We start from the raw sequence: 25,148 nt of genomic DNA on the forward strand, positions 1-25,148 counted from the left end.
GTGACAAGAGGGGGACGGCATGCGCGAAGGGGGAGGGCAGGTAGCGGGCGAGGAGGACGCCGGCGTGCTCGTGGGCGGGGACGCCTACGGCGGCGTCAAGCTCACGCCCACCCGCCCCCGCAGGCCGCTCAAGAGTGCCAAGGCCCGCCGGCGCAACGTGCTCGTCGCCGGCTTCCTGTCCACCGGGATCCTGGTCACCACCGGCGTGGTGTGGGCGACCCCGCGGCAGATCGGCACCGTCGACGCGGGCGTGTCGGCGCCGCCGTCGGCCCACGGCCCCGAGAACATCCTGCTGGTCGGCATCGACAAGCGCGACGACCTCACCCGCCAGCAGCAGAACCAGCTCAAGCTGGGCCGCGAGGCCGGCCAGCGCACCGACACCATGATGGTCATCCACCTGTCGGCGGACCACAAGCGCGTCACCGTGGTCAGCCTGCCGCGCGACACCTGGACGACGATCCCCGGCAAGGGCGACCACAAGATCAATTCGGCGTACCAGTTCGGCGGGCCCAAGCTCACCAAGCAGGCCGTGGAGGCCGCCACCGGGCTGCAGATCAACCGCTACATCGAGGTGAACATCCTCGGCTTCATCGACGTCGTCGACTCCCTCGGCGGCGTCACCGTCTGCACGCCCGTGCCGATCAACGACCCCAAGGCCGGGGTCAACCTGCCTGCGGGCACCCACCAGCTCCAGGGCGTGCAGGCACTCGGCTACGCACGCACCCGCGCCACGGCCCGTTCCGACCTCGACCGCATCGACCGGCAGCAGCAGGTCATCTCGGCCCTGCTCAACCGGGCGCTCAGCGCCGACACGCTGGCCAACCCGACCAAGCTGGCCGCGTTCGTCAACTCCACGCTGAGCACGGTCAAGGTCGATCCCGACGACGGGCTGCTCGGCCTGGCGACCCAGATGAGGGACGTCTCGCTCCAGGACGTGAAGTTCGCCGACGTGCCGCTGGCCAACGTCGACTTCAAGGCGCCCACGGGCGAGTCGGCGGTGCTGTGGGACAAGCAGGCCGCCCGCGACATGTTCGCCAGGATCAACGCCGACCAGGACCTGGCCAAGCCCGCAACCCCGTCGCCCTCCCCGAAGCCGACGAACTCCGCCGTCCCGCCGGAGCGCATCACGCTCAAGATCAAGAACGGCACGCTCATCACGGGACTCGGCGCCCGCAGCAAGGCGGCGCTGGTCGCGTACGGCTTCAAGGTCCCCGGCGAGCCCGGCAACACGACGAAGAAGGACTACAAGAAGACGGTCATCCGGTACGGCGCGGACCGCGAGGACTCGGCGAAGGTCGTGGCCGCCGCCATCCCGGGGGCGGAGCTTCGCAAGGCGGACCTCGAGGGCATCGAGGTGATTCTCGGTAGTGACCAGCCGAAAATCGCGAAACCGAAGTCCGCTTCCCAACCATCCTCGACGCCGAGTGTTACAAGCACGACGAAGACGGCAATGGAAAATATATGTAAGAAATAACAATAACGAGCGGCATATCGGGCAGGTGATGGCCCATGGTGGTCAGATCGTGGCGGGAAGACCCCTGCATGGTGCTGCGCGTGGTCGGAGATCTCGACGTTGCCGGAGCACCCCGATTGCGAGTCGAGCTCGACGAGGCCATCGAGGCCGCCGATCCGCTCAACCTCGTCGTCGACCTGACCGAGGTACCGTTCTGCGACTCCGTGGGCCTCGGCGTGCTGGTGGCCACGCTCAACCACGTCCAGCGCGTGAAGGGCCGCCTGATCCTGGTGCTCGGCCCGGGCATGATCCGCCACCTGCTGACGATCACCAACCTCGACCGGCACTTCGAGACGCGCGAATCCCTCGGAGAGGCCTGCTCGGCCTTCGGCAACGCCGCCTGACCTCCGCGGGCGGCCCGGCTGATCGCCTTTGCGCGAGAACGTGCGAGAACATGGTCATGTCAGCACGGGCACACCTCAGCACGACCGCATGACGTCGTGGGAGCGCCCTTTCAGGTGCGGAGGCTTTCACGTTGTTCGACCAGTTCCCCGAGCCAGGGCGCTCTCAGCTCGCGGCCGCCTTCGACGAGGGCAGGACCCGGCCTGAATGGTGCTTCGTGGAAGGGCAGGCCCGCCTCGCGTTCTGGGCGCCCTTCGCCGGCTCGGAGCCAGTGATCATCTGGCAGTTCGACCCGGGGCCCGACCCCGTCGCCGCGGCCGAGCTGCTGCGCAGCAGCCTGCGCACGATGGGTCTGAGCAAGATAATTTACGACATCTCCCTCAAGCCGGGCCTGACCCCTGTCGTCGATCGCGCCGTCGAGCACGAGGCCCTGACCCTGGCCGGGTTCGCCATGGAGGTCGAGCGGCTGATGCTCGAATGGGTGACAGGGACGGATGTCCCGCCCGACCCCGGCCGCCTGACGTACCACCCGGCGCGCCGCATGGACCCGGCCGAGGTGATCGACATCCTCGTCCGCGTCTCGGAGGGCTCGCTCGACTACGACACGCGGATCGAGGTGGCCACGGCGGGCGCCGAGCACGAAGCCCGATGGATGTACGACGACCTCGTCAACCGGAAGGCCAAGCCCGACTGGTTCGTCATCGGCTACCTGGGCGACTCCCCCGTCGGCCTGGTGGCCCCCGACGACCACTCGATCGCCTACATCGGCGTCGTGCCCGAGCACCGCGGCCACGGCTACGTCGACGACCTCCTGGCCAGGGGCACGCGCACGCTCGCCGAGGCCGGCCTGCAGCGCATCGTCGCCGCCACTGACCTCGCCAACGTCCCCACTGCCAACGCCTTCCTGCGTGCTGGATACTCGGAGGTCGGCCGGTTGTTCCGCTATTACTGGAGGGCATCGTGAGACTTGGCGTCATGTTCGACCGGGACCTGCCGCCCGAGCGGCTGATCCCGTTCGCCAGAGCACTCGACGAGACGTCCGTGGACGACCTCTGGGTGGTGGAGGACCTCGGGTGGACCGGCGGCATCTCGGCCGCGGCCACCGCGCTCGCCGTCACCTCCAGGCTGCGCGTCGGCATCGGCATCACGCCCGCTCCCCTGCGTAACCCGATGCTGCTGGCGATGGAGCTGGCCAACCTGGCCAGGGTGCATCCCGGCCGGCTGGCCGCCGGCATCGGGCACGGCGTGGGCGACTGGATGCGCCAGGTGGGCGCCGCCCCGCCGTCGCCGCTGACCCTCCTGGAGGAGACCATCACGGCCGTACGCGCGCTGCTGCGCGGCGAGACGGTCACCCTGCACGGAAAGTCCGTCCACCTGGACGGGGTGTCCCTGGTGCACCCGCCGGCCGTGCCGCCGCCCGTGCTGGCCGGGGTGAAGGGGCCGCGCTCGCTGGCGCTGTCGGGCCGGGTCGCCCAGGGCACGATCCTGCCGGAGGGCGTCGGGCCCGCGCAGCTGCCCGGCATCCTGGACCAGATCGGGGGCGACGCCGACCACGAGCTGGTGGTCTTCACGTTCCTGCACACCGGGGCCGACTTCGCGGAGGTCACGCGTCCGATGGTGGAGGGGCAGGCGGGCTTCCTCGGGGTCGCGCCCGAGGAGGTGGTGATGGCCGTGGGCTCTCCTGAGGCGGCGGCCGCGCAGGTCAAGGCGCTGTGGGCGGCCGGGGCCGGCACGGTCGCGGTCCGGCCACTCGGCTCGGACCCGATCCAGCACGTCACCGCGCTCCTCTCGGCCCTCTGAGGTCGCAGGGCCGCGGGTGGCCGTCCGCCAATGGCCGAATGGTCGATGGCGGGCGGCCGGCGGTCGGTCGGATGGTCGATGGCGGGCGAGGAACGCTCGGCCACGATCGTTGCCATGAGCATCCCGATGAGGCAAGTCGTGGTGGCGCTCGCCATTGCGCTGGCGGCGGCCGGATGCGGGGTGGACCTCGAGGCAGAGGAGGTCCACTCCGCCCGGTCGTTCCCCCTGACCGGCCCTTTGACTGGCGCCGCCCTGCAGATCCGATCCTCCCTGGGCGGCGTGCGCGTCCTCCCCGGCACCGGCGGCCGGGTCGAGGTGGAGCGGTGGGTACGCGGCAAGGCCGCCGACGACGGCAACGCCACCTGGTCCCTCCGCGACGGCACCCTCCGCCTGGGCGCCGACTGCAGCATGGTCTTCGGCGACTGCGGCGCCCGCTATCACGTCAAGGTCCCGCCCGGTGTACGGCTGTCGATCGACGCGTCGGACGGCGTCATCCTGAACGGCCTCACCCAGGACGTGGACGTGTCCAGCGGGGACCGCATCCAGGTCACGGCCACCACGGGAAGGCTGCGGCTGACGAGCGAGGGGCCGATCACCGGTGACGGCCTGAAATCGCCGAACGTCAGGTGCCGGACGTCGGACGGCGCCATCGACCTGACGTTCGCCGGCCCGCCCACCGCCCTCGACCTGCAGTCCCGGGACGGCAGGGTGACCGCCACCGTGCCCAGGGCCGCCTACGCGATCAGCGCCCGCAGCCAGGAGGGCACCGAACGTTCCGAGCTCAAGCACGACGCCAAGAGCCCCAACACCATCACGGCCCGCAGCACCTCGGGAGACGTCCGGATCCTCCTGGCCAAGTAGCCCTCGGCCGGTTACTCCCAGATCCCGGCGTAACGCCCGTTCTCCGCGTTCACCTGGACCGGGAACAACCCCTTGTCCTTGAGGTCGTCGAACCGCTTCTGGTAGCTGGAGGACGTCATGTCGATGTAGTGGGCCCAGGTCTTGTCGCCGCCCTTGCGCCACACCGCGGTGTACGTCCCATCGGGCCCCACGGCCACCTTGACCGGCCGGAACCCCTGCTTCCGCTTGGCGTAGAAGGCGGCCTCGTGCTGCTCCCTGGTCCTGCCGTAGGTGCAGGACCAGGCCCCGCCCCTGTTGGCCGTCCACACGCCCACGTACCGCAGGTCGTCGGGGGTGCCGTACACGTCGACGGAGGTCAGCGCGAGCCCCTGGCCGGCGGCCTGCTGGTTGGCGGCGCCGAACTGATCGGGCGTCAGATCGGACTTGGCGACGAACCTGCCGCTTCTCTTCTCGAAGATCGCCGTGAACACCGGCGAGTCGGCCGGCCCGGTGGCCGAGACGGAAACCGGCTGCGCCCCTTCCCGCAGCCCCTGGTCGAACCGCTGCTGGAACGTCTCGGCCGACATGCCCTGCCAGAGGCCCCAATTGGCCGGCGACCCGCCTTTCACCCATACGGCCGCATACCGCTCACCATCGGAAACGTTTACCGTAATCGGGCGGAAGCCCTGATCCCTGAGCTGGCGGACCCGCTCCACGCTCTGGGCGGCCGTCAGACCGTGGTAGGCGACCCAGGCCGGACGCGCCTGTGCGTCGGCCGCGGGCGCCATCAGCGCCATCGGAGCGGCGACTCCGATCAGCAAGGAGACGGTCTTCCTCGTGGCCCGCCGCATGACCCTCCCAATGTCGTTGCCCGTTCGCGAGATGAGCAACGACCCTAACAGCCGTGGCCGCCCGTCGCGGGCAGGTCGCTCAGGCTCAGAGGCCGGGGACGGGGTGCGCCGCCCCCGGACATCTCGGAGCCGGGTGAGGGTTCGCCTCAGCCGAGCTTTTCGAACGGGGTCGGCGTCTGGCCCGTCCAGCGGTAGAGCTGCGCGGTGCCGGTGTACTTGCTGACGCCGTTGTCCGTGACCGTCCCCGACTTGGAGACGTAGTAGCGGCCGCCGCCCAGCGAGATCAGGCCGTACTCGCCGGTGAACTCCCAGCCCCTGACACCAGTGGCCTCGTGCTGGAGCCCGCCGGGCGCCAGCGTGAGCAGCCGGCCCCGCTCGGACTGCGGCTGCCCGACGATGTCACCCTCGGTGGGCCGCGCGCCGCCGTCCACCATGAAGAAGGAGTAGTTGGGGAACTGCGGCTTCTTCCCCTTGTAGACGGCCATCATCCAGTTGCCGGTGTGCTCGTCCCATTCGAGGTTCTGCACGCCGTAGGTGGTGTTGCCAGTGTAGGCGAAGTACTTGCCGTCCGTCTGCTCGGGGCCGCTCTTGTGCGGGTCGCTCTCGGTGAGCGGCTTCTCGTACTTCTTCCACTGCTGGATGTCGTACTGAAGGACGACCTGGTAGTCGTTGTCCTTCCGGTCGACGTTCGAGTAGATCCCGTACGCGACGGTGAGCAGCTGCTTGCCGTTCTTCCGCCCGAACTGCGGCCCGAAGGATACACCGTCGATGCCGCTGCACCCGTAGCGGTGGTCGGCCGTGTTGCCGACGTTCCCGTCGAACTTGCCGTCGCCGTTCATGTCGGCGGTGTAGTCGGCGACGACCTCCTTGAGGTAGACCGTCTTGACCACGCCGGTGCTCTGGGCGTCCATGTTCGGGCTGGTGATGCGGTCGACATCGAAGATCGCGATGTAGAACGACTCCTGCTCCTTGTACTCCAGGGAGCCGTACACGCGGCCGTCTCTGGCGTTGAAGTCGAGATCGCCGAGGTGCCCGGTGAAGCCCGTCACCGACCCGATGAGGTTGCCCTTGAGGTCGGTCTTGACGAGGACGTTCGTGAACGAGAAGTACATGTACCCCTTGCGCTGGTCAATGGCGATGCCCTGGACGTGCCCTTCGGTCCAGGCGCCCCCGTTGATCTCGGTCGGCAGCTCTCTGGGGCGGTCATCGGCGGTGGCCGGGGCGGCCAGCAGACCGATCGAGGCGGTGGCGGCCACGGCGAGCGTCAGGACTTTGCGCATGTTGCGGTACCCGTCTTCAGTTAAGGAACAGACCGAAACCAGACGTTATACCGATCAAGTGCCGCTGTCTGACATATGAGTGAACTGGCAGTGAAACACCACCAAACTGCCCATCCGGGCCTCCTACGGGCGATACAACCGCTCGAGCCCCACCAGAGCCACCCGAGAATCACCGCCCGCCGCCGCGCTCAACTCGTCGCTGAACCCCGATCCCCCATAGCAGGCGAGCACGGTGTCGCGTGTGTCGTACCCCTTCCCTCCCAGCAACTCGCGCGCCCTCGCGAGCCGCTTGAGGTGATGGCGGCTCATCACCTCACCCCACTTGACCTCGCCGAGCGACAGGATCCGCCGCGGCCTCCCGGGCTCCTGAGCGGCCAGTGCCACCACGTCGACCTCGACCCGGGCTCTGTTGGCCGGATCAGGCACGACACCTGCCCCGATCTCCGCGGGGAACTCACCGAAAACAGAATCGCCCGCGTCCAGCGCGAAGTCACGGCACAGTGACTCGAAGTGCGGCCCCACCACCTGGGCGAAAAACGTCTGCCTGACCGCCTGCCATACGGTTTCGGCCCTGTGGATCTCCAGCTCCGGCCAGCGACGCCGCATGATCGCCTCATAGAAGGTGATCAACGGCTCCACGATGCGATAGCGGGCGCGTCCCGAGCGGAACAGGTCTGGCTCCCGCCTGACCAGCGCGCTGTCCTCCAGCACCGTGAGCGGATGCGTGATCTGATCGGACCTGCGCCCCACGTAGTTGGCGATCCCGCCGTTCGTGGAGTTTCCGCTCGCTATCGCCGCCAGCACTGAGTGATAGAGCGCCGGATCGCGTATCTCCGACTCTTCAGCCAGCAGATATCGGGCCTCGCGAAAGAGCGGCATCTGCGGATTGAGCACCGTGCGGACGACCCAGGAGTCGAAGTCGTCAAGGCCCTCCGGCGCGTCACCCTGCGTGAACTCGTACCGGTAGGCAGGTGTTCCACCGACGATCGCGTGCACCAGTACGGCCAGCCGAGGGTCCGTGATCCCCCAGAACTCCGCCGCGTCCCGATAGCGAAACGGATGGATCATGAGCTCCAGCCCGGCCCGTCCGCGCAGTGGCGCCTGCCCGGACAGAAGGCCGCCCATCACGGACATGGCCGATCCGCAGAGAATCAGCCGCGCGGCGCTCTCCCGCCCGCTGCCGCCAGGCCCGAGCTCGCGCTGAATGATTGACGGCAGCGCGGGCGAGGCCCTGGACAGGAACGGGAACTCGTCGATGATCAACGGTGCCGGGCGATCGCGGAAGGCGCGAAACATATAGGGAATGGCGTCGTTCCAGTCGCGGAAAGGGATCTCCACGGCCTGCCGGGTGAATCGCGTGAGAGCTTCGGCGAAGAGCCGCAGCGATTCGGCCTCCGTCGCCTCGGTGGCGGCGAAATACAGCCCATCGGTCACTTCCGCCAGCGCCTGCAGCAGAAAGCTCTTCCCCTGCCGGCGTCGGCCGCTGACGACCCCCAGTGTCGCGCCGGGCATCGCGGTCGTTCGGCGTTGCGGCGTCACGAAGCCCGTCAGACCTTGCCACTCCCGCACGCGGTCGAAGACGTGCTCCGGCTTCCGGATCAAGACCACTCCCAGCACATATACAGAACTATACTTCCCAGAAGTATAGTTCTGTGGTCTGCGCCACTCGCCCGTCATTCCCTGCCTGGTGGGTCCGCGGCGACAAGCTCGACCTCGAACCCGTCCCTGTCCTCCAGATAGGCGGCGTAGTGCTGGTCTCCGCCGGCATAGGGGTGGCGGTCGGGGAACATCAGCGTCCAGCCGTTCGCGGGCGCCTGCGCCACCAGAGCGTCGACCATGGCGCGGCTCTCCACGTGGAAGGCCAGATGGTTCAGGCCTGGGCGGCGTCGGTCGTGCCTGTCGGCGGTGAGCGCGGGCGACTGCTCCAGGACCAGGTACGTGGCTCCTAGCCGCCAGCTGCGGCCGTCGCTCCAGTCCTGGAAGAGCGCGTAGCCGAGCGCCTCCAGCAGCCATTGCCAGCTCTCGATGGCTCGCGGCAGGTCGGGCACCCAGAGCTCGACGTGGTGCAGCATGCCGGTAGCGGGCTCGCCACCCATCCCGTGCCTCCTTGGCTTTACCTCACGATGGGGCCATCGCGTGTGGCCGGATGCGGACATCGGCGATTGCCAACCCCCGAATGGCAGCAATCGTCCCATTGATGTCACGTTCCATCTCTAGCCCTATGGAGCCCGTAGTGCTCAAGCGTCTGCTCGTGGCGACCGGTGTCGCGGTCGCGATCCTGCCGTCGGCCCCCACGTCCGCCCAGGCGGCGACCCCGGTCGTTCAGATCGTCAAGGTGTACTACGACTCGCCGGGGTCGGACCGGGGCGGCAATGTCTCTCTGAACGGCGAGTACGCGGTGCTGCGCAACACGTCCAAGCAGAACATCCAGCTCGAGAAGTGGATCCTGCGGGACGCGACCGGTTACAAGTACCGGTTCCCGAGGTTCACTCTCAGGTCCGGCAAGTCGGTGACCGTGCGCTCGGGTCAGGGGACCGACAGCTCGACCACGCTGTACTGGGGGCGCAAGTGGTACGTCTGGAACAACGACGGGGACACGGCAGGGCTCTATCGAGGCAGCGACCTCAAGAAGATCGACACGTGTAGCTGGGGACGCGGCGGCATCTCCACCGCCTGTCAGTAGCCCCTGTGCCAGAGGCTGTGCTTCAGGTTCGGCCGACGTACGGGGTTGCTCGCGTCCCATCAAGGGCGTTGCCCCGCACGGCGCTATCCGCTGCTGTTCAGGGCGGTGCCCAGCCGCTGCCGAAGGGCGATGTGCGTGGTCAGCAGCCCTGTGGTGAGTGCGAGGACACCTGCCCCGCCCAGGATGAGCGCGATGGTGGAACCGGAAAGGGAGGGGTACGGTGAGCCGGTCAGCGCCTTGCTGAACACCGTCAGCACCATTCCGGCCACCGTCGCGCCGACGCCGAGTGCGGCGAGCACCGTGACGGCGTTCTCCGCGCGCATCATGCGGGCGACCTGTCTGCGTGTCGCACCGACGAGCCGCAGCAACGCGAATTCCCCGGCGCGCTCCATGGTGGTCATCACCAGTGTGTTCACCACCGAGATGGACGTGAACACGGTCACCACGACAAGCAGTAGGTAGGTGACGGCCATCGAGGCGTCCTGCTGGCGGCGCGCCTCGGACCAGTGCGCGGTGCGGTCCAGGACCTGCCAGGATGGATGGTGCCGCCGCAGAGCCGCCAGCCCTTCCGCCACTGTCCGCTGCTGTCCCGGCAGGGCCCGCACGTAAACCGTGTCCTGGCCGGGCGGTTCGCCGTCCCAGTGCGCGGCGGCGAGTCGATACGGGACGACCAGGTCACCGAATCCCCGGTCACGGGTGTAGATGGCGGCGACCCTGGTGCCTTCGCGACGGTCGTCGCCGAAGGAGAGCCACAGCCGATCGCCCACCGCAGCGTGGACCTTGCGGGCCAGCGTCTGGCTCATCGCGATGTCGTGCGGGCCGAGCCGGTCGACCTCGCCTTGGCGGACATCCAGGTCCAGCACCTGGTTCAGCGGGCCGTCGGTGACCGCCTGAACGATGGCAGCCGGGCCCTGGCCCGCCGGATCGTTCCGGGTGAGCACCATGGCGTAGGTCCCCCAGGTGCCGACCGCCGCGGCGACCCCCGGCAGTCCGCTCACGGTCCGGGCCACGGAGTCGGGCAGCCCTTTCCTCGTAGCCTGCACCAGATGGTCGGCGACCAGTCGACCGTGGTCCTGCTTCTGCAGCTCTTGCCACTTCATCTGCGGGACGAACAGGGCGACGGCCGCGAACGCGACGGTGAGCGCGAGCGGCGTGGCGGCCGCACCCAGCCGGCGGTGACCGACGCCGAGGTTCGCCCTGACCAGCGGGCCGATCACCGGCAGCAGTACAAGGCACATGAGCCCGAAGACGGCACCCGCGAGCCTTCCGACCCAGGGAGCGAGTAGTCCCACCGCGACCATGAGCACCATGACCATGCCGACCGCCGTGTTGGCGGCGTCCGACCCAGCGGACCGGGAGAGCGCCGCCAGCCCCCAGATACCACCGGCCAGCACCGCGAGTCCCAGCACCGTGCGTACCACGCCCACCCGCCGGGCGGGCACCGACGCCTCCCCCAGGGCCAGCAGGACGCGGACCTTGGCGGCTCGCCGAGCGCTGCTCCAGACGGCGAGTTGAGCCGTCACCCCGCACAGCGACACCGCGCCGAGCACGCTGCTCGGACCGAAGCTCAATGAGAAGGACTCCGGCACCCAGCCCTGCCCGACCATCCAGGCCCGCAGCCCGGCCGCCAGCAGAGCACCGAGACCACAGCCGGGGACGGCGGCGACGCCGGTGACCACGAGAGCCTCGTAGGCGATCAGCCTGCGGACCTGCCCGGGCGTCGCAGCGACAGCCCGCAGCAGGGCGATCTCCCGCGTGCGCTGCTGGACAGAAAGGGAGAACGCGCCGGCCACCGCGAAGGCGGAGACGGACAGGCAGATGAAACCGAAAGGCACGGCGAAGGAGATGACGTCTCCCCCGCCTTGGGCGGGTGCCGCCCTCGCGCCCGATTCCAAGAGCACCGCGCAGGCCATCACCAGAAGCTGTGCGCACGCCATCGCCACGAACGATCCGGTGAAGGACACCTTCCGGAAGCGCACGGTGGCCCATGCCAGCGAGAGGAGCACGTCACACCCCCAGCCCGGCGAGCCGCTCGGCTACCGTCGCCGCCGACGGGCGCCGCAGCACGTCGATGATGCGCCCGTCCGCGAGCAGCAGCACGGCATCGGCGTACGATGCGGCCGCCGGGTCGTGGGTCACCATCAGGACCGTCTGGCCGACCTCCTCGACGAGCCGGCGCAGCAGCTCGAGGATCTTACGGCCGGAGGAGGTGTCCAGCGCTCCGGTGGGCTCGTCGGCGAAGACCACGTCAGGCCGGGTGATCAAGGCTCGAGCGATGGCCACACGTTGCTGCTGGCCTCCCGACAGTTCCCCCGGCCGGTGGTGCCGACGTTCGCCGAGCCCGGTGTAGTCGATCAGCCGCTCCAGCCAGTCGCGGTCGAGCGTCGCCCGGCGGCCCGCGAGACGGACCGGCAGCGTGATGTTCTGCTCGGCGGTCAGGGCGGGAAGGAGGTTGAAGCCCTGGAAGACGAACCCGATGCGTTCACGGCGCAGCTTCGTCAACGCCGTCTCACTGAGAGCGCCGATGTCGCGGCCGCCGACCTCGACCATGCCCTGATCCGGTCGCTCCAGGCCGGACGCGCAGTGAAGCAGTGTGCTCTTCCCCGACCCGGAAGGGCCCATGATCGCGGTGAACGTGCCGTACGGCAATGCCGTGGACACGTTGTCCAGCGCGATCACTCCGCCCTGCCCTTGACCATGTGTCTTGCGCACTTCGGTGAGACGTACCGCCCACCGAGCCTCGCCCGCCGACTCGGCACCGGTCGCGATCCGGGTCGACGGTCGCTCCAGCGAATGCTCCGGCCCCTTGCCGACATGCCCGTGCAAACCTCACTCCTCCATCGCCAGTACGGGCGGTCAGCGAATCGCGCGGGACGCAGCCCGGTATCCGCCTCGGTCCCCCGTGAAAGCAGTGCTCCCGCCCGCTGGTACCACCCCGTCCGTGTAGCCGCCGATGCGTCTGCACGGTGTTGTCGATCAGCATGCGCCATCGTGGCAGACCCGCCGGACCGGCACCAACGCGGACAGCTCGCCGACGGCATCGGTCACCACCATCGAGGCTGATGCTCCGCCGACGTGCTGGGACTGCATCCCCAGAGCACTGGCCGAATGTCCCATGCTTCGTGAGGACTTCACGATCCACACCGTGACCGCGTCGAGAGCGCCGGAGTCCTGGCCGACCTGTACCGGCCTGGGCTCTTCAGCAATGTCACTCTGACGGCGCACAACGTGTTCGTCGCCTGGAACGACTTCCAGCACCACCTCTGTGCGCCTGCCGTGGCACAAGTGGTCGAACTACGCGGCATGAAACCCGTGCCGCGAACAGCCGAGTCGACCCCTGGCCGAGTTTTTTCCAGGGCTCGCGTGCTCGGCGAATCGGCGAAGCGGCTTTTGGCTGGGGATATGGGGTCGCCCCCCCCAATGTCACGGCCTGAACTCCTTGCGCGAAACGCCATTCAGCGAAGACCACGCTTTTCCTCTGAAACCCCCCGAGGCCCCTGGTGCCTTCCGGAGCCGTGTCTCATTGGTTCTGACACTTCCACGGAAAGAGCGACGGAACGGGGATGGGCACGCGCAGCTTTCTTCGCGCGGGAGACGGATCTGCCGAAATGACGACCAGCTGATCCATGCGGAGAAGGACCACCACGAGTTCCCCCTGCTCGCCCGGGTGCTGGGTGTGTCGCGCCAGGGCTACTACGCCTGGGCGGACCCGGCCTCGCGGGTCGGTGCGCGGTGGGACGTCCACCGCGCACGACGAGCCGCAGTTCGGCTACAGCTCGCAGGTCTTGCCGTTGTCCTGGGCCCAGACCACGTCATACACGCTCAAGCCGAGCCGCGTCCACGAGTTGGCCGGCACGCACAGAGTTCGCCGCACCGTCGTGTGGTTGGCCCAATCATTCTCAGTGGTCAGGATCTCGCGCGGCTCGCCCATGCAGTTGTAGTAGTAGGGGATGTAGTTGAAATCGAAACAACCTTGGGCGCCGGTCAGGTGGCCCCCGGTTCGTACCAGGCCGCTCTCGTAGGCATGGACGACGGCGTGGACGCGGTCGCGCAGGCCGAGTTCCTCTCCGGGGCTCGCCTCGCTCAGGTCTGTTGAGCTGCGGCTATGGCTGAGACCGTGCGTGTACCGTTCTTGATAATTTCGTAAATGCTGCACGGACAGGAAATCGGCCGGCCTCGGTCTCGCCTGCCGAGCGGGCACCGACTCTGTCGCGGGACGCTCATCCGTCGCATAAGGCGCCCCATAGCCCCCCCTTGACGAAATTGCGTTCAGCAGAGTGATGGAAGTTGACAGTTGCGAGTCGTTGACATCGATTGCACATCCCGGCAGGCTTTTTGCGAAGCTGCCTGCGGGGGCAGGTGGTGAACCCGGTTGTTTCGAGGTTGTTCCGAATAACGTCGATCGATGTGTCCCCTCCGCGACGGTGGGGAATGCGTAGAGCCTCATAGCAGTACCTGGACGTCGACGGTCTCTTTCACCTGCCGGGCGTTCTCGCCTGTCCGGGGGCGGATTCATACCGTTCGCACGTCGCCGTCTCGACTCGTTTCTGAAGGCAGGAGGGTGTCGCGGTCGTGGCTGCTGTGGTGCATCCAGAGCCAGATCCTGAGTCGGCCTGGTCGTCTTCTTTCGATGGATCGGAGATCTGATGCGCGTCGCCCTCCTCACCACAACTCAGCATGGTCACCTGAACCCGTATGTTCCGGTGGTCAATGCGCTTCAGAATGCCGGCAGCGAGGTTGCGCTGCTGCTGTTGTCCGCGGACGGTGGCGCGCTCGACGAGCAACGTCGCCAGGCCTTGGGCAAGGCGGAGGTCCACGCGGTCGGGCAGGTCGAGATGGCGCCGTGGAGCGGCGACCCGGCGAAGATCGGCCCGATGCTCCAGTCGTCGCCGGTGGCAGACCAGACAGCCGATGCGCTCCGTGCGACGGCGCCGGACTTCGTACTCGTCGATTCGCTGCCGGTCACGGCGTCGGCCATGGTCGGCGCACAGGCGTCCGGCGTGCCGTACGGGATGATCTGGGCCAACCTGGGTGGAGTATGTCCGAGCGAGCATCGACGAGGTCGCTGGCCGTACGACGAGCAGGTCGGCGACTATCTGACCAGGCACGGGGTGTTGTGGTCGCCCCGGACTCATTCGGCGCGTTCGCCGATTCTCAATGTGATGCCGACGATTCCTGCTCTCGTCGGGGACGACGCGGTCACCGACGACGGTGTGCAGCTGGTCGGGTTGCCGGGTGCGGCGGGGACCCGCGGCGACGAGGTCGCCTTCTCGGGCCTGGATCGGATCGATCCCGACCGCCCGGTGGTGTACGTCTCCTTCGGCACGATCTTCTACCGGCGGCCGGACCTGCTGCGCACGGTGATCACCGGGGCGGCGGCGACCGGTGCACAGGTGATCGCCGCGGTAGGAGATCTCGCCGAGGAGCTCGCGCTGCCCGACGACGTGCTCACCGCCCCGTACCTGCCGCAACGTGAGGTGCTCGAGCGCGCCGACGTGTTCATCACCCATGGCGGATACAACTCCGTGGCGGAGTCGATCCGGGCGGCGACACCGATGTTGGTGATCCCGCTGGCTGTGGATCAGCCTGTCCAGGCGTACTTCGTGGGTAGCGCGGGCTTCGGGACGGCATTGGAGCCGGCCGACGTCACCGAGCGGGCGGTCGCCGACGCTGTCACCGATCTGCTCGATCCCGCCCGGGACTACCGGGCCCGCCTGCGCGCTGCGCAGCCGGAGTGCGGCGATTCCGCCGTGCGCACGGCCGAGCTGGTCATCAGCACAGTCGAGACGCTCCAGCGAAAGGGGCAGCAGTGACGATCGAACTGCAGCGGCCGGTGCGCGACCCGATCGTGATCGATGATCTCGAGCGCCTCTCATTCCGGGTGGATCGCCGCGCCTACACCGACGACGACCTGGCCGCACGGGAGATGACCAGGATCTTCGACCGCTGCTGGCTGTACGTCGGGCACGAATCGGAGGTGCCCGGACCGGGCTCCTACGTGGCACGCGACGTCGGCGGGCGCCCGGTGGTCATGGCGCGCGGGTCCGACGGGGTGATCCGGGTGTTCGCGAACAGTTGCACTCACCGCGGGGCTCTGATCTGCTCGCAGCCGGCCGGACAGGCCAGATCGTTCCGGTGCCCGTATCACGACTGGACGTTCTCCAACCAGGGCGACCTGGTCGGGGTCCCGCTCCCGGACGGGTACGGGCCAGGCTTCCGTAAGGCGGACTTCGGCCTGGCGCAGCACCGTAGTGACAGTTACCGCGGTTTCGTGTTCATCACCTTCGATCCCGAGCAGCCGCGCACCTTGACCGAGTACCTGGCGGGGGCGACGGAGTACCTCGATCTGATCGACGACCAGTCCGAGGTCGGGATGGAGGTGATCCAAGGTGCGCAACTCCACGGGGCTCGGGCCAACTGGAAGCTCATGATGGAGAACAGCGTCGACATCTACCACTTCCGGGCCCTGCACAAGCGTTACGTCGGCTACATGGAGTCGCTGGGGTCGGTGCCGCCACGACGACGGGGCGGCTTCGGCCGCGCCCTCGGACTGGGGCATGGAGCCAACGAGCTGCCACCGGCGGCAGCCCGCCCGCTCGCCTACTGGACGCCGATGTTCGGCGCCGAGGTCCGGCCGCGGATCGAGGCGACGGCCGCACGGTTCGTCGACCGGTTCGGCGCCGAACGCGCCGAACGGATCACCGGCACCAATCGTGCGGTGCTGATCTTCCCCAACTTGATGATCATCGACGCGATCGCGATCACGATCCGCAAGATCGACCCGGTCGGCGCCGGCCAGATGGCCATCACCTCGGTCGCCCTGGCCCCCAAGGACGAGGATCCGGACATCCGGGAACTCCGCAAGAGTCACTACCTGACCTTCCTCGGCCCCGCCGGCTTCGCCACTCCCGACGACATCGAGATCGTCGAGTCGTGCCAGCGGGGCTATCTCAACCGCACGGTCCGCTACTCGGATCTGTCACGCGGCATGAACAAGGAGGTCCCGGAGACGACCGACGAGCTTCCCGCCCGCGAGTTCTGGCGGCAGTGGGACCGGCTGATGTACGGCGACGACGGTCACCTCGATGTCGCTCACCGGGCCGAGATGCAAGGGGCAGAATGACGATGACCATCGAGCTGACGGTCGACGAAGCGGCCCAGGTGCGGTTGTGGCACCGGGTGAGCGAGTTCCTTTTCCGTGAGGCGCGGCTGCTCGACGAGTGGCGCCTGCTCGAGTGGTACGACGAGATGCTGACCGACGACATCCGCTACTCGGTGCCTGCCACCGACGTCCGCGGCGAGTCGGCCGATGCGCTCGGGCTCATCGACGACGATGCCGCCCGGTTACGCCAGCGGATCGAACAACTCCTCAACGGTGAGGTGTGGTGCGAGAACCCTCGGTCGCGGACGAATCGGATGATCAGCAACGTGGAGATCCTGACCGATCGGGGCACGCACCTCGACGTGGCGGCGAATGTCGTCGTGTACCGGTTCGGGCACGGGCGCTCTGACGCCTACGTCGGAAAATACCGGTTCGAGCTCGTCGTCGAGGGCGAGTCGTTCCGGGCCCGGAGACGGGTCGTGGTGCTCGACCACGAGACGTTGTACGAGCACGGAAAGCTCAGCATCATCCTGTGATCGGACAGTGACGGCGGCCGGCCCTGGCAACGTCCCACCCGTTGCCGACCCCCAGCCGAGTCTCCCTCGCGAGGTCTACGTCCTCAGTGTCGTCGGTGGCTGCGTCATGCTGGGCCTGGGACTGGTGCTCCCGGTGCTCCCGGTGTACGCGGCGACGTTCGGGGCCGGGCCCACCCAGATCGGAGTGCTCGTCGCCCTGTTCGCGTTGATGCGGCTGGCCACCAGTCCGTTCTGCGGCCGGCTCGGAGCTCGTTTCGGGGAGCGGCGAGTCCTGGTCACCGGCCTGCTGCTCTGTGCGCTCTCCTCGGCCCTGACGGCGTTCGCCGGGTCCTTCGGGCAGCTGCTCGTGTTCCGCAGCCTCGGCGGCGTCGGCTCGGTGCTGTTCTCGGTGTCCGCGCTGGCGACACTCCTGGCGATCGCGCCGGCCGACCAGCGGGGCCGGGCCAGCGCCGTGTTCGAAGCAGGCTTCCTGCTCGGCGGGATCTGCGGACCGGCGCTGGGCGGGCTCCTCGCTCTCATCGCCCTGTCCGCGCCGTTCGTGGCGTACGCCGTGCTGCTGCTGGCCGCCGCGGTACTGACACTGGCCGTGCTCCGCACCGGCCGAACCGCCGGCGCAGAGCCCGGCCGTGACGTGGTCCGGCTACCGGTCCTGCTGCGGGACCGACGCTACCTGGTGGCTTGCCTCGCAGCGTTGGCGCAGGGATGGGTCTTGTTCGGGCTGCGCAGCGCACTGGTCCCCACGGTGGTTGTGGCGTGGCGACATGACGTGACGTGGGTCGGGTGGGCGTTCACGATATCCGCCGTCGTTCAGGCGCTGCTCATCATGCCGGCCGGCTGGGTCGTCGATCGGGCCGGCCGCCGGCTCGCCATGATCGCCGGCACCGGTGTGGCCGCAGCGGCGATCACAGCCTTGGTGTTCGTGGACAGCTACGCCTGGCTCGTCGTCCTGCTCAGTGTGTACGCGGCGGGATCAGCGCTGCTCAACGCCGCACCAGCCGCGCTGATCGGTGACGTCGTCGCCGGCCGGGCCGGCAGTGGCGTCGCCGTCTTCTCGATGTGCACCGATGTCGGCGCCGTGGTCGGACCGGTCGTCGTCGGGCTCATCGCCGAGCGGGTGAGCGTTCCGGCCGCCTTCGGCAGCGGCGCCGCGCTGCTGGTCGTCGCCTTCGTGGCGTCGTGGACGTTGACAACTGTTCGGCCAACACGAAGGAGATGATCGATGAATCAGCCGTCTGACCGACATGAGCGCGGTGAGGCCATGTTCCAGCAGGTCTTCGGCCGCGAACCGCGCCCGGGTTCGTACCCGGAGTTCCTGCGGATCACCGTCGACCACCTGTTCGGCGAGATCTGGACCCGCCCGCACCTGAGCGTCGAGGAGCGCGAGCTGGTCGCGCTGACCGCGGTCACGCTGGCGCGGACCGATTGGGAGTTACGCGGCCACATCGGTGCCGCCCTGCACCTCGGGATGTCGCGAGAGAAGATCGTCGAAGTCATCATTCAGCTCGCCTACTACGGTGGCTGGCCGGTCGCCAACAACGGGCTTCGCGTCGCCCAGGAGGTCTTCGCCGAGCTGGACGCCGCCACCGGGAAGGACGGCACCACCGGGAAGGACACGGACCATGACCAGTGAACCGTCTCCCCTCGACCCGGCCGAGAAGGTCGACCTGTGGCGCCAGCGGTTCTTCGAGGCCCAGGCGGCCGCGGAGGAGTTCATCCTGGGAGAGCACGGCGAAGAAGGCCTGGCCGCGTGGATCCAGGCGAACTCCCGCATCACCGCGAAGCTGCTGCAAGCGCAGCGGCCCGCCGGGGTATCCGCCACCGATCACTTCATGACCCGGCTGCAGCGTCAGCTGTTGCTGTACGACTCGGCGGTGACCAGTGAACCCCAACCCTCGGGCACAGTCCTGCGCAACGCCGACTGCGGGATCCTCCGGTACCGCAAACGGGCCGCCCGCGCCGGCGTCGTACTGACGTTCTCGTCACCGTGCCCGTACTGCCAAGAGCTCAACACCGCCATCGCCGCCCGCTACGTGGAACCGGACGTCACAGTGTCGTGCGAACAGGCGGGCGACGGGTGCACCTGGCGCGCGGAATCTCCTCACGCTCCAGGAGAGGCCGCGGCCGGGTCACCGCACCGCGGACGAGCCGGCGATTGAACCAACGGCAGTGCCGTGCGGTCCTTGGCCGGCGACCGGCTGCCGTCGAGCGTCATGCCGAGTTGCCGGCCCACGGCCACACACAGGTCGAGCGCCGCGGTACGGGTCAGGTCCTCGTGATCGTTCTGGGTGAAGCACGCCGACGCCACGTTCTTGTTCCGTAAACGCAGGTACCACGGGAACAACGAGCCCAGTGCGGGCTCGGTCAGCATGGTGCGCGAATGCACGATCGTCCCCACCAGCAGGTTGCCGAACGGGCGTTGCGTGGCGTTCATGAAGCTCTTCAATCGTTCCTGGAAGATCTTCAGCACCGCGGGTACGTTCCCCGCGTACACCGGCATGGCGAGCAGCATCGCCTGCGCGCCTTCGGCCAGACCGACGACATGCTCGAAGTCGTCGTCGAGCGTGCACCGGCCCACCTCCGGATCAAGGCAGGTGTCCTCGCCTTCGCACATCGCGATGCGATGGTCGATCAACCGAATTCGCTGGATCTCCGCGTCGTCGACCTCCCGGACGACGCCGGTGATCGCCGCCTCGAGCAGCGCATCGGTCAACGACGGGAGACGTTTCTGTGTGCAGGACAACGCAACGATCTTCATCCGAAGGGTCTCCCCTGTCCGCTCAGCGCCCCCAAGACCGGCCACCTGACGAAGCCCCTATTGCCGCACACTGAGGCAGCCTCAACCTACCCACAATCGAGCATCGCCGAAAGGGGGATCGAAAACCACGTCAACCAGCTACTTGAGGAGCTGACGTGATCATCTTCCAGAGGAACCCGGGGCGCTTCACATCCATGCGTTTCCAAGACCGTTGTCAGCATCCGCGTTGGCAGGATCACCAATCGTCGGAATTGAAGGTCTCCAGATCACGGGCGCCGAGCCGGGCAGTCATGCTCGGTGCGCGCCTGGTAGACGATCACGGGCACACTCTTCCCGTTGGGCCTACGGGATTCCTGCGAGTACTTGAGATCAAGTCGTAGGCTGACAGCGTGAAAGGTGGTGTCATGAGCGCTCAGCGTGTCCACGGTGGTACACCGGACCACCCCAGAGTGCCGCGGACGATCGGCGGAATCTCCGGCGCGCTGCGCGGCAGCCGCCGTGCGCAGTTCTTCGCAGAACTTCTTGAAGCTCAGCAGGGCGCTGAACTGGACGGCGTGCTCAACGCCTGGTGGGGTCGGGCCATGCTGGACACCGACCCGGACCGTGATCGTATCCGAGCAGCAGCCGAAGCCGGGACTCTGCCAACCACGACCATGGAGGAAGTCCTACGTCGCCGACGAGAGCGTGGCGCTCAGTGAGCGAGGACGACCTATGGCCGGTCGTACCATCGGAGGTCGTGGCTGAAACACTCGCCGACTCAGCGGTCTCGGCGGAGGTGTTCTCGAGTGTGGCCGCGCTCACAGTCGCCATTTGCGAGGACCCGTGGCTGACGGCAAGCGACCAGGTCGGCACCGATCCCGACTGGCGGGAGATCCTCATCCCCAAGGGATTCGGCATCGCGGAGTATCGGATCGACCGGAAGAATCAACAGGTGCTGCTAACCCGGATCGTCCTGTTCTGACGGGATGAGCCCGGCCCTACGAACAGGCTTGGTAGCGAAGCCTTCTCCCTACTTCCTCCAATACGCGCCGCAAGGCTCTCAGGGAGCGTCTCCATCAAAGTCGGGGCGGTTCACTACACCAGCTCCGGCACTACTACGCGAGCGTCATGCTGGCCGGCGGCGTTTCGGCCAAGGAACTCGCCGAATACCTCGGCCACTCCGACCCGGGATTCACCCTCCGCGTCTACGCTCACATGATGCCGGGGTCTCATGATCGCGCACGTAAGGCGATCGATGACCGTCCCTTCCGCATGCAGGGCCTGTGAAGGCATCAAACGTACGTTGAAGTGTTCCGATCAACCTCAAGGCTGCGTCATATAGGCCGGTCTACTGCACGCTCAGCTTCTCTAGCACCTCCGCGGGCGTCAGCACCACTATGCCTACTCGGCGCTTGAGCTCTTCCCGCTTCTTAAGCATGTCGTCCTCGTCGCGTGTCACGAAGAAGTCATGCTCGGCCGTCCAGTGAGCAGAGAGGTGGTGGACGTCGTGGATCCGCTTGGCTTGTCGCTTGGTGGCCTTGGTGTCGCCTGGATCGACATGCCCAGGCCGCAGTTCCTGCGGAAGGATGATGTCCTGGATAGTCCTGTCAGCGTCCGCGCCCTCATCGCTCGCCAGCACGGCGACGCCAAGGATGGCTGTCGGATAGTCCAACCGCATCACAGGGACAGTGCGGCCGATGAGCGGTCGATCGGCAAGCCATCGCAGGTTAGCTTCGCGGTGTTCGTCACGCGCCCTGATCTGCTCGGCATCGAAGGCATCGGTGATCCAAAGCTGCACGTGTCCGCCTCGTGCAAGCTCCACTAGCCGCTCAACATGCTGCCAGGCTCCCTGCCGCTGGACTGCATCGATAATGCAGTTCGAGTCAAGAGTGATCTTTGGAATGGTTACCGTATCGTTATTCATTGCCTCATGCTGACAGATAACTCACCGTCGCGCATCCGCATTACGATCCCGGGGTCCTTCATCGGCCAGCGACCCATCGATGAGGGTCCTTGCAGCCTTATGCGGCCGTTGAACCCACAGAAGGAGGCATCGCCGGATCTTCACACGTTTCGGTAGCGAGCTATCTTCGGAAGCCTGCGAGCCAATTCCAGCTCATCGTCGAAATCCCACTGCTCTCCACTGGGAACGCTGCCGATCGCCGGAACCAGCGGAAACCCGCTGGAAGCGCCACGTGTCTCTGCGGCTTCGCCAAGCCTGTCCGGTTCCTGTCCGGTCACCTGCTCATAGGCGTGATACGCCACGTAGGCCAGCGACTCGAACTCAGGGCGCTCTTCCCACATCTGCTCAGGATCCCGAGGCCGGCGCTTGGTGGAGTTGGCGTACAAATCCTCCAGCTCCAGCAGGTGGAGCACCTGAGGCTGCTCGATCAGCCGATCAGGGCAGTCAGAGACTGCCTCGAACGTCTCGCGGCCCAGGCTGACGAGCCAGCTCACGAAGTACTCGAAGCCGTCCAACGAGCCTGAACCGAACACGAACCAGTAAGCCGCATAGAGATCGACGGTGCAGCCGCGGTTCTGAGTCGTCGTCCACCAGATGTGATAGTCGATGATCTCTTCGACCGGGCGGCGAGAGAGATCGTCCACCAACCACGCGACACGCGTTCTCCTCGTGTCGGTCTCGCGCCCGGAACGCTCGATCAGGTCCCAGAACTCATCGACATCCATGCCGCGTGATGCTCGCACCCCTGGGCCACCGTGTAAAGATCACGGAACAGGGACGGAACAGGCCGAGACCGATGATCGGGCAGCGCTTCTGCGGACCCGGCCCACCCCACAGGAAGCGCCGGGTTTCCGCATGTCAACGCCTACTTGAGCAACTGACGGGCCATCACCATGCGCTGGATCTGGTTCGTCCCCTCGTAGATCTGGGTGATCTTGGCGTCGCGCATCATGCGCTCCACCGGGAAGTCCTTCGTGTAACCGTAACCACCCAGCAGTTGCACCGCATCCGTGGTGATCTCCATGGCCGCGTCCGAGGCGGCGCACTTCGCGGCGCTGGACAGGAAGGTCAGATCCTTCTGCGGCTCCCCGTGCATCGCCCGCTCCGACTTCGCCGCCGCATGGTACGTGAGCTGCCTGGCCGCCTCGAGCTTCATGGCCATGTCGGCGATCATGAACTGCAGCCCCTGGAAGTCCGCCACCGGGCGGCCGAACTGCTTGCGTTCCTTGACGTAGCCGATCGCGTAGTCCAGGGCGCCCTGTGCGATTCCCAGGGCCTGGGCGGCGATGGTGACGCGGGTGTGGTCCAAGGTGGCCAGGGCGGTCTTGAAGCCGGTGCCTGGCTCGCCGATCATGCGGTCGGCCGGGATCCGGACATCGTCCAGGATCACCTGGCGGGTGGGTGAGCCCTTGATGCCGAGCTTCTTCTCCTTGGGGCCGAAGGAGACGCCCTCGTCCGACTTCTCGACGACGAAGGCCGAGATGCCCTTGGCGCCCGCCGACGGATCCGTCACGGCCATGACCGTGTAGTACTCCGAGACCCCGGCGTTGGTGATCCACATCTTGGTGCCGTTGAGCACGTAGTCGTCGCCGTCCCGCACGGCCTTCGTCTTCATGGACGCCGCGTCCGAGCCCGCCTCCGGCTCCGAGAGGGCGTACGAGAACATGGCCTCGCCGCTCGCCACCGCGGGCAGATAGCGGGACTTCAGGTCCTCCGAGGCCGAAAGGAGGAGGGGGACGGTGCCGAGCTTGTTCACGGCGGGGATCAGAGACGAGGAGGCGCAGGCGCGGGCCACCTCCTCGATCACGATGACGGTGGCCAGAGCGTCCGCCCCCGCGCCCCCGTACTGCTCGGGAATGTGTACGGCGTGCAGGTCCGACGACACGAGCGCCTTGTAGACGTCCCAGGGGAACTCCTCGGTCTCGTCGGCCTCGGCGGCGTGCGGGGCGATCTTCTCGTCGGCCAGGGCCCGGACCGTCTCCCTGAGCATGTCGTGCTCTTCGGCGGGCGCGTATAGAGGGAAGCTCATGCGCTAGATACTAGGACGTCCGACCTTTTGTTACCAGCTAGTACGGTTTGCGAAGAGGTGCAGGTGGCACGTAGGAGGTAGCGAGTCCCGGTAGCATGCCTGCGCGACCGAAAGGAGCTCACTCGTGCCATATCGCCTCACGGTGATCGGGACCGGATACCTGGGGATCACCCATGCGGCGTGCATGGCTGATCTTGGATTCGAGGTCCTTGGCCTTGACGTAGACGAAGACAAGATCGCCAGACTGAACCAAGGTGAGCTTCCGATCCACGAGCCGGGGCTCGAACCGGTGCTCCGCCGCGGCCTCGAATCCGGCCGCCTCCGCTTCACCACCTCCTACGAGGAGGTCGCCGCCTTCGGCGACGTGCACTTCGTCTGCGTGGGCACGCCGCAGAAACGCGGCGAGTACGCCGCGGACGTCACCTACGTGGACAGCGCCATCGAGGCCCTCGCCCCGCTCCTCGACCGGGAGTGCCTGGTCGTCGGCAAGTCCACCGTGCCCGTCGGCACGGCCGAGCGGCTCGCGGACAAGCTCGCCCGCCTCGCGCCCGCCGGAGCGGAGGCCGAGCTGGCGTGGAACCCCGAGTTCCTGCGTGAGGGGTTCGCGGTCGAGGACACCTTGCACCCGGACCGCCTCGTGCTCGGTGTACGCACCGAACGAGCAGAGAAGGTGCTGCGCGAGGTCTACGAGCCGATGGGCGACGTTCCGTTCGTGGTGACCGATCTCGCCACCTCCGAGCTGGTCAAGACGGCCGCCAACGCCTTCCTCGCCACCAAGATCTCCTTCATCAACGCCATGGCCGAGGTCTGCGAGGCCGCTCACGCCGACGTCAAGCAGCTCTCCGAGGCCCTGTCGTACGACGACAGGATCGGCGGACGCTACCTGAGCGCCGGGCTCGGGTTCGGCGGCGGCTGCCTGCCCAAGGACATCAGGGCCTTCATGGCACGGGCCGGTGAGCTGGGCGCGGACCAGGCGCTGACGTTCCTGCGCGAGGTGGACGCCATCAACATGCGCCGCCGCGCCCGCATGGTCGACCTGGCCAGGGAGCTGGCCGGGGGCTCGTTCCACGGGTGCACCGTGGGCGTGCTGGGCGCCGCGTTCAAGCCCAACTCGGACGACATTCGCGACTCCCCCGCACTGGACGTCGCCGTGACCATCGGCCACCAGGGCGGACAGGTCACCGTGTACGACCCGATCGCGCTCGGGAACGCCCGTAAGGCTCATCCCGAGCTGAACTACGGCGAGTCGGCCCTTGAGGCGGTCCGCGGGGCACACGTCGTGCTGCTGCTGACGGAGTGGCAGGAGTTCGTGGAGCTCGACCCGGAGGAGCTGGGCTCGGTGGTCGCGACCCGGCGCATCGTGGACGGACGCAACGCCCTGAACGCCGAGACGTGGCGGTCCGCCGGATGGCACTACCGCGCCCTGGGCCGCCCGTAGCCCTCTGGAAACCACAATGGCCGCCCGCTGAATCCGC

Annotated in this window: 27 protein-coding genes and 1 pseudogene; 16 read left to right on the forward strand and 12 right to left on the reverse strand. The window is 67.5% G+C overall.

Annotation, left to right across the window (positions count from 1 at the left end; translation table 11 throughout):
* The first annotated feature begins 19 nt into the window (after window positions 1–19).
* The 5 genes from ABD830_RS33860 to ABD830_RS33880 all read left to right on the forward strand — a co-directional run bounded on the left by ABD830_RS33860 (window position 20) and on the right by ABD830_RS33880 (window position 4,516).
* Complete coding sequence (locus ABD830_RS33860) at window positions 20–1,474, forward strand: LCP family protein (RefSeq protein ID WP_344996776.1); 1,455 nt, start codon at window positions 20–22, stop codon at window positions 1,472–1,474.
* Between the two features lie 35 nt (window positions 1,475–1,509).
* Entirely contained in the window at window positions 1,510–1,857 is a 348-nt protein-coding gene (locus ABD830_RS33865; protein ID WP_344996779.1) for an STAS domain-containing protein, read from the forward strand.
* Between the two features lie 131 nt (window positions 1,858–1,988).
* Window positions 1,989–2,819 (forward strand): GNAT family N-acetyltransferase, encoded by an 831-nt coding sequence (locus ABD830_RS33870; protein ID WP_344996782.1) that lies wholly within the window; start codon window positions 1,989–1,991, stop codon window positions 2,817–2,819.
* Entirely contained in the window at window positions 2,816–3,655 is an 840-nt protein-coding gene (locus tag ABD830_RS33875; protein WP_344996785.1) for an LLM class flavin-dependent oxidoreductase, read from the forward strand. Before ABD830_RS33870 ends, ABD830_RS33875 begins: the two co-directional genes overlap by 4 nt.
* A 114-nt stretch (window positions 3,656–3,769) precedes the next feature.
* Window positions 3,770–4,516, forward strand: coding sequence for a DUF4097 family beta strand repeat-containing protein (locus ABD830_RS33880; protein ID WP_344996788.1), 747 nt, complete (start codon window positions 3,770–3,772; stop codon window positions 4,514–4,516).
* Between the two features lie 11 nt (window positions 4,517–4,527).
* On the opposite strand, the gene ABD830_RS33885 is transcribed toward ABD830_RS33880, so the two are convergent.
* The 4 genes from ABD830_RS33885 to ABD830_RS33900 all read right to left on the reverse strand — a co-directional run bounded on the left by ABD830_RS33885 (window position 4,528) and on the right by ABD830_RS33900 (window position 8,722).
* Window positions 4,528–5,346: a hypothetical protein gene (locus ABD830_RS33885; protein ID WP_344996791.1), complete on the reverse strand. Its 819-nt coding sequence runs from the start codon at window positions 5,344–5,346 to the stop codon at window positions 4,528–4,530.
* A gap of 146 nt (window positions 5,347–5,492) precedes the next feature.
* The gene (locus ABD830_RS33890) at window positions 5,493–6,626 is read right to left on the reverse strand and encodes a hypothetical protein (protein WP_344996794.1); all 1,134 of its coding nucleotides are present in this window, start codon (window positions 6,624–6,626) and stop codon (window positions 5,493–5,495) included.
* 123 nt (window positions 6,627–6,749) lie between these two features.
* Window positions 6,750–8,303 (reverse strand): ATP-binding protein, encoded by a 1,554-nt coding sequence (locus tag ABD830_RS33895; RefSeq protein WP_344996797.1) that lies wholly within the window; start codon window positions 8,301–8,303, stop codon window positions 6,750–6,752.
* Window positions 8,300–8,722, reverse strand: coding sequence for a VOC family protein (locus ABD830_RS33900; RefSeq protein WP_344996800.1), 423 nt, complete (start codon window positions 8,720–8,722; stop codon window positions 8,300–8,302). The genes ABD830_RS33895 and ABD830_RS33900 overlap by 4 nt, the downstream gene beginning before the upstream one ends.
* Window positions 8,723–8,859: 137 nt before the next feature.
* Between ABD830_RS33900 and ABD830_RS33905 the strand changes: the two genes are divergently transcribed.
* Window positions 8,860–9,309: a lamin tail domain-containing protein gene (locus ABD830_RS33905; protein ID WP_344996803.1), complete on the forward strand. Its 450-nt coding sequence runs from the start codon at window positions 8,860–8,862 to the stop codon at window positions 9,307–9,309.
* An 83-nt stretch (window positions 9,310–9,392) separates the two neighbouring features.
* Here the strand turns inward: ABD830_RS33905 and ABD830_RS33910 are convergent, their stop codons facing one another.
* The 4 genes from ABD830_RS33910 to ABD830_RS54410 form a co-directional block, all read right to left on the reverse strand.
* Window positions 9,393–11,315 (reverse strand): FtsX-like permease family protein, encoded by a 1,923-nt coding sequence (locus tag ABD830_RS33910; protein WP_344996806.1) that lies wholly within the window; start codon window positions 11,313–11,315, stop codon window positions 9,393–9,395.
* Between the two features lies 1 nt (window position 11,316).
* The gene (locus tag ABD830_RS33915) at window positions 11,317–12,135 is read right to left on the reverse strand and encodes an ABC transporter ATP-binding protein (protein ID WP_378520726.1); all 819 of its coding nucleotides are present in this window, start codon (window positions 12,133–12,135) and stop codon (window positions 11,317–11,319) included.
* 150 nt (window positions 12,136–12,285) lie between these two features.
* Window positions 12,286–12,570, reverse strand: a complete 285-nt coding sequence (locus tag ABD830_RS33920; RefSeq protein ID WP_344996809.1) for a hypothetical protein — start codon at window positions 12,568–12,570, stop codon at window positions 12,286–12,288.
* 508 nt (window positions 12,571–13,078) lie between these two features.
* Window positions 13,079–13,465, reverse strand: coding sequence for a hypothetical protein (locus ABD830_RS54410; protein ID WP_425567218.1), 387 nt, complete (start codon window positions 13,463–13,465; stop codon window positions 13,079–13,081).
* Window positions 13,466–13,955: 490 nt separating this feature from the next.
* Between ABD830_RS54410 and ABD830_RS33930 the strand changes: the two genes are divergently transcribed.
* The 6 genes from ABD830_RS33930 to ABD830_RS33955 are packed head-to-tail and all read left to right on the forward strand — an operon-like array spanning window position 13,956 to window position 19,103.
* Window positions 13,956–15,122: a glycosyltransferase gene (locus ABD830_RS33930; protein WP_344996812.1), complete on the forward strand. Its 1,167-nt coding sequence runs from the start codon at window positions 13,956–13,958 to the stop codon at window positions 15,120–15,122.
* Window positions 15,119–16,432 carry an aromatic ring-hydroxylating oxygenase subunit alpha gene (locus ABD830_RS33935; protein ID WP_344996815.1) on the forward strand — a complete coding sequence of 438 codons (1,314 nt, stop codon included), beginning with the start codon at window positions 15,119–15,121 and terminating at the stop codon, window positions 16,430–16,432. The genes ABD830_RS33930 and ABD830_RS33935 overlap by 4 nt, the downstream gene beginning before the upstream one ends.
* A complete protein-coding gene (locus ABD830_RS33940) occupies window positions 16,429–16,947 on the forward strand; it encodes an aromatic-ring-hydroxylating dioxygenase subunit beta (protein ID WP_344996818.1) in 519 nt (172 codons plus the stop codon). The genes ABD830_RS33935 and ABD830_RS33940 overlap by 4 nt, the downstream gene beginning before the upstream one ends.
* 7 nt (window positions 16,948–16,954) lie before the next feature.
* Window positions 16,955–18,163, forward strand: coding sequence for an MFS transporter (locus ABD830_RS33945; RefSeq protein ID WP_344996821.1), 1,209 nt, complete (start codon window positions 16,955–16,957; stop codon window positions 18,161–18,163).
* A 3-nt stretch (window positions 18,164–18,166) separates the two neighbouring features.
* Window positions 18,167–18,577 (forward strand): carboxymuconolactone decarboxylase family protein, encoded by a 411-nt coding sequence (locus ABD830_RS33950; RefSeq protein ID WP_344996824.1) that lies wholly within the window; start codon window positions 18,167–18,169, stop codon window positions 18,575–18,577.
* The gene (locus tag ABD830_RS33955) at window positions 18,567–19,103 is read left to right on the forward strand and encodes a hypothetical protein (protein ID WP_344996827.1); all 537 of its coding nucleotides are present in this window, start codon (window positions 18,567–18,569) and stop codon (window positions 19,101–19,103) included. The genes ABD830_RS33950 and ABD830_RS33955 overlap by 11 nt, the downstream gene beginning before the upstream one ends.
* Here ABD830_RS33955 and ABD830_RS33960 read toward each other — a convergent pair.
* Window positions 19,046–19,702 carry a flavodoxin family protein gene (locus ABD830_RS33960; protein ID WP_344996830.1) on the reverse strand — a complete coding sequence of 219 codons (657 nt, stop codon included), beginning with the start codon at window positions 19,700–19,702 and terminating at the stop codon, window positions 19,046–19,048. The genes ABD830_RS33955 and ABD830_RS33960 overlap by 58 nt on opposite strands.
* Before the next feature lie 404 nt (window positions 19,703–20,106).
* Between ABD830_RS33960 and ABD830_RS33965 the strand changes: the two genes are divergently transcribed.
* The 3 genes and pseudogenes from ABD830_RS33965 to ABD830_RS33975 form a co-directional block, all read left to right on the forward strand.
* Window positions 20,107–20,400 (forward strand): hypothetical protein, encoded by a 294-nt coding sequence (locus tag ABD830_RS33965; RefSeq protein ID WP_344996833.1) that lies wholly within the window; start codon window positions 20,107–20,109, stop codon window positions 20,398–20,400.
* A gap of 38 nt (window positions 20,401–20,438) precedes the next feature.
* Window positions 20,439–20,663: a hypothetical protein gene (locus tag ABD830_RS33970; protein ID WP_344996836.1), complete on the forward strand. Its 225-nt coding sequence runs from the start codon at window positions 20,439–20,441 to the stop codon at window positions 20,661–20,663.
* Between the two features lie 65 nt (window positions 20,664–20,728).
* Window positions 20,729–20,968: pseudogene (locus ABD830_RS33975) on the forward strand (tyrosine-type recombinase/integrase); the annotation flags it as partial.
* A gap of 61 nt (window positions 20,969–21,029) precedes the next feature.
* Here the strand turns inward: ABD830_RS33975 and ABD830_RS33980 are convergent.
* The 3 genes from ABD830_RS33980 to ABD830_RS33990 form a co-directional block, all read right to left on the reverse strand.
* Window positions 21,030–21,605: a hypothetical protein gene (locus ABD830_RS33980; RefSeq protein ID WP_344996838.1), complete on the reverse strand. Its 576-nt coding sequence runs from the start codon at window positions 21,603–21,605 to the stop codon at window positions 21,030–21,032.
* 140 nt (window positions 21,606–21,745) lie between these two features.
* Complete coding sequence (locus ABD830_RS33985; protein WP_344996841.1) at window positions 21,746–22,369, reverse strand: DUF4240 domain-containing protein; 624 nt, start codon at window positions 22,367–22,369, stop codon at window positions 21,746–21,748.
* Between the two features lie 140 nt (window positions 22,370–22,509).
* A complete protein-coding gene (locus tag ABD830_RS33990; protein WP_344996844.1) occupies window positions 22,510–23,673 on the reverse strand; it encodes an acyl-CoA dehydrogenase family protein in 1,164 nt (387 codons plus the stop codon).
* A 124-nt stretch (window positions 23,674–23,797) separates the two neighbouring features.
* On the opposite strand from ABD830_RS33990, the gene ABD830_RS33995 reads away from it, so the two are divergent.
* A complete protein-coding gene (locus ABD830_RS33995; protein ID WP_344996847.1) occupies window positions 23,798–25,111 on the forward strand; it encodes a UDP-glucose dehydrogenase family protein in 1,314 nt (437 codons plus the stop codon).
* Window positions 25,112–25,148: the final 37 nt, after the last annotated feature.

The sequence above is a fragment of the Nonomuraea helvata genome, assembly GCF_039535785.1.
Lineage (GTDB): Bacteria > Actinomycetota > Actinomycetes > Streptosporangiales > Streptosporangiaceae > Nonomuraea > Nonomuraea helvata.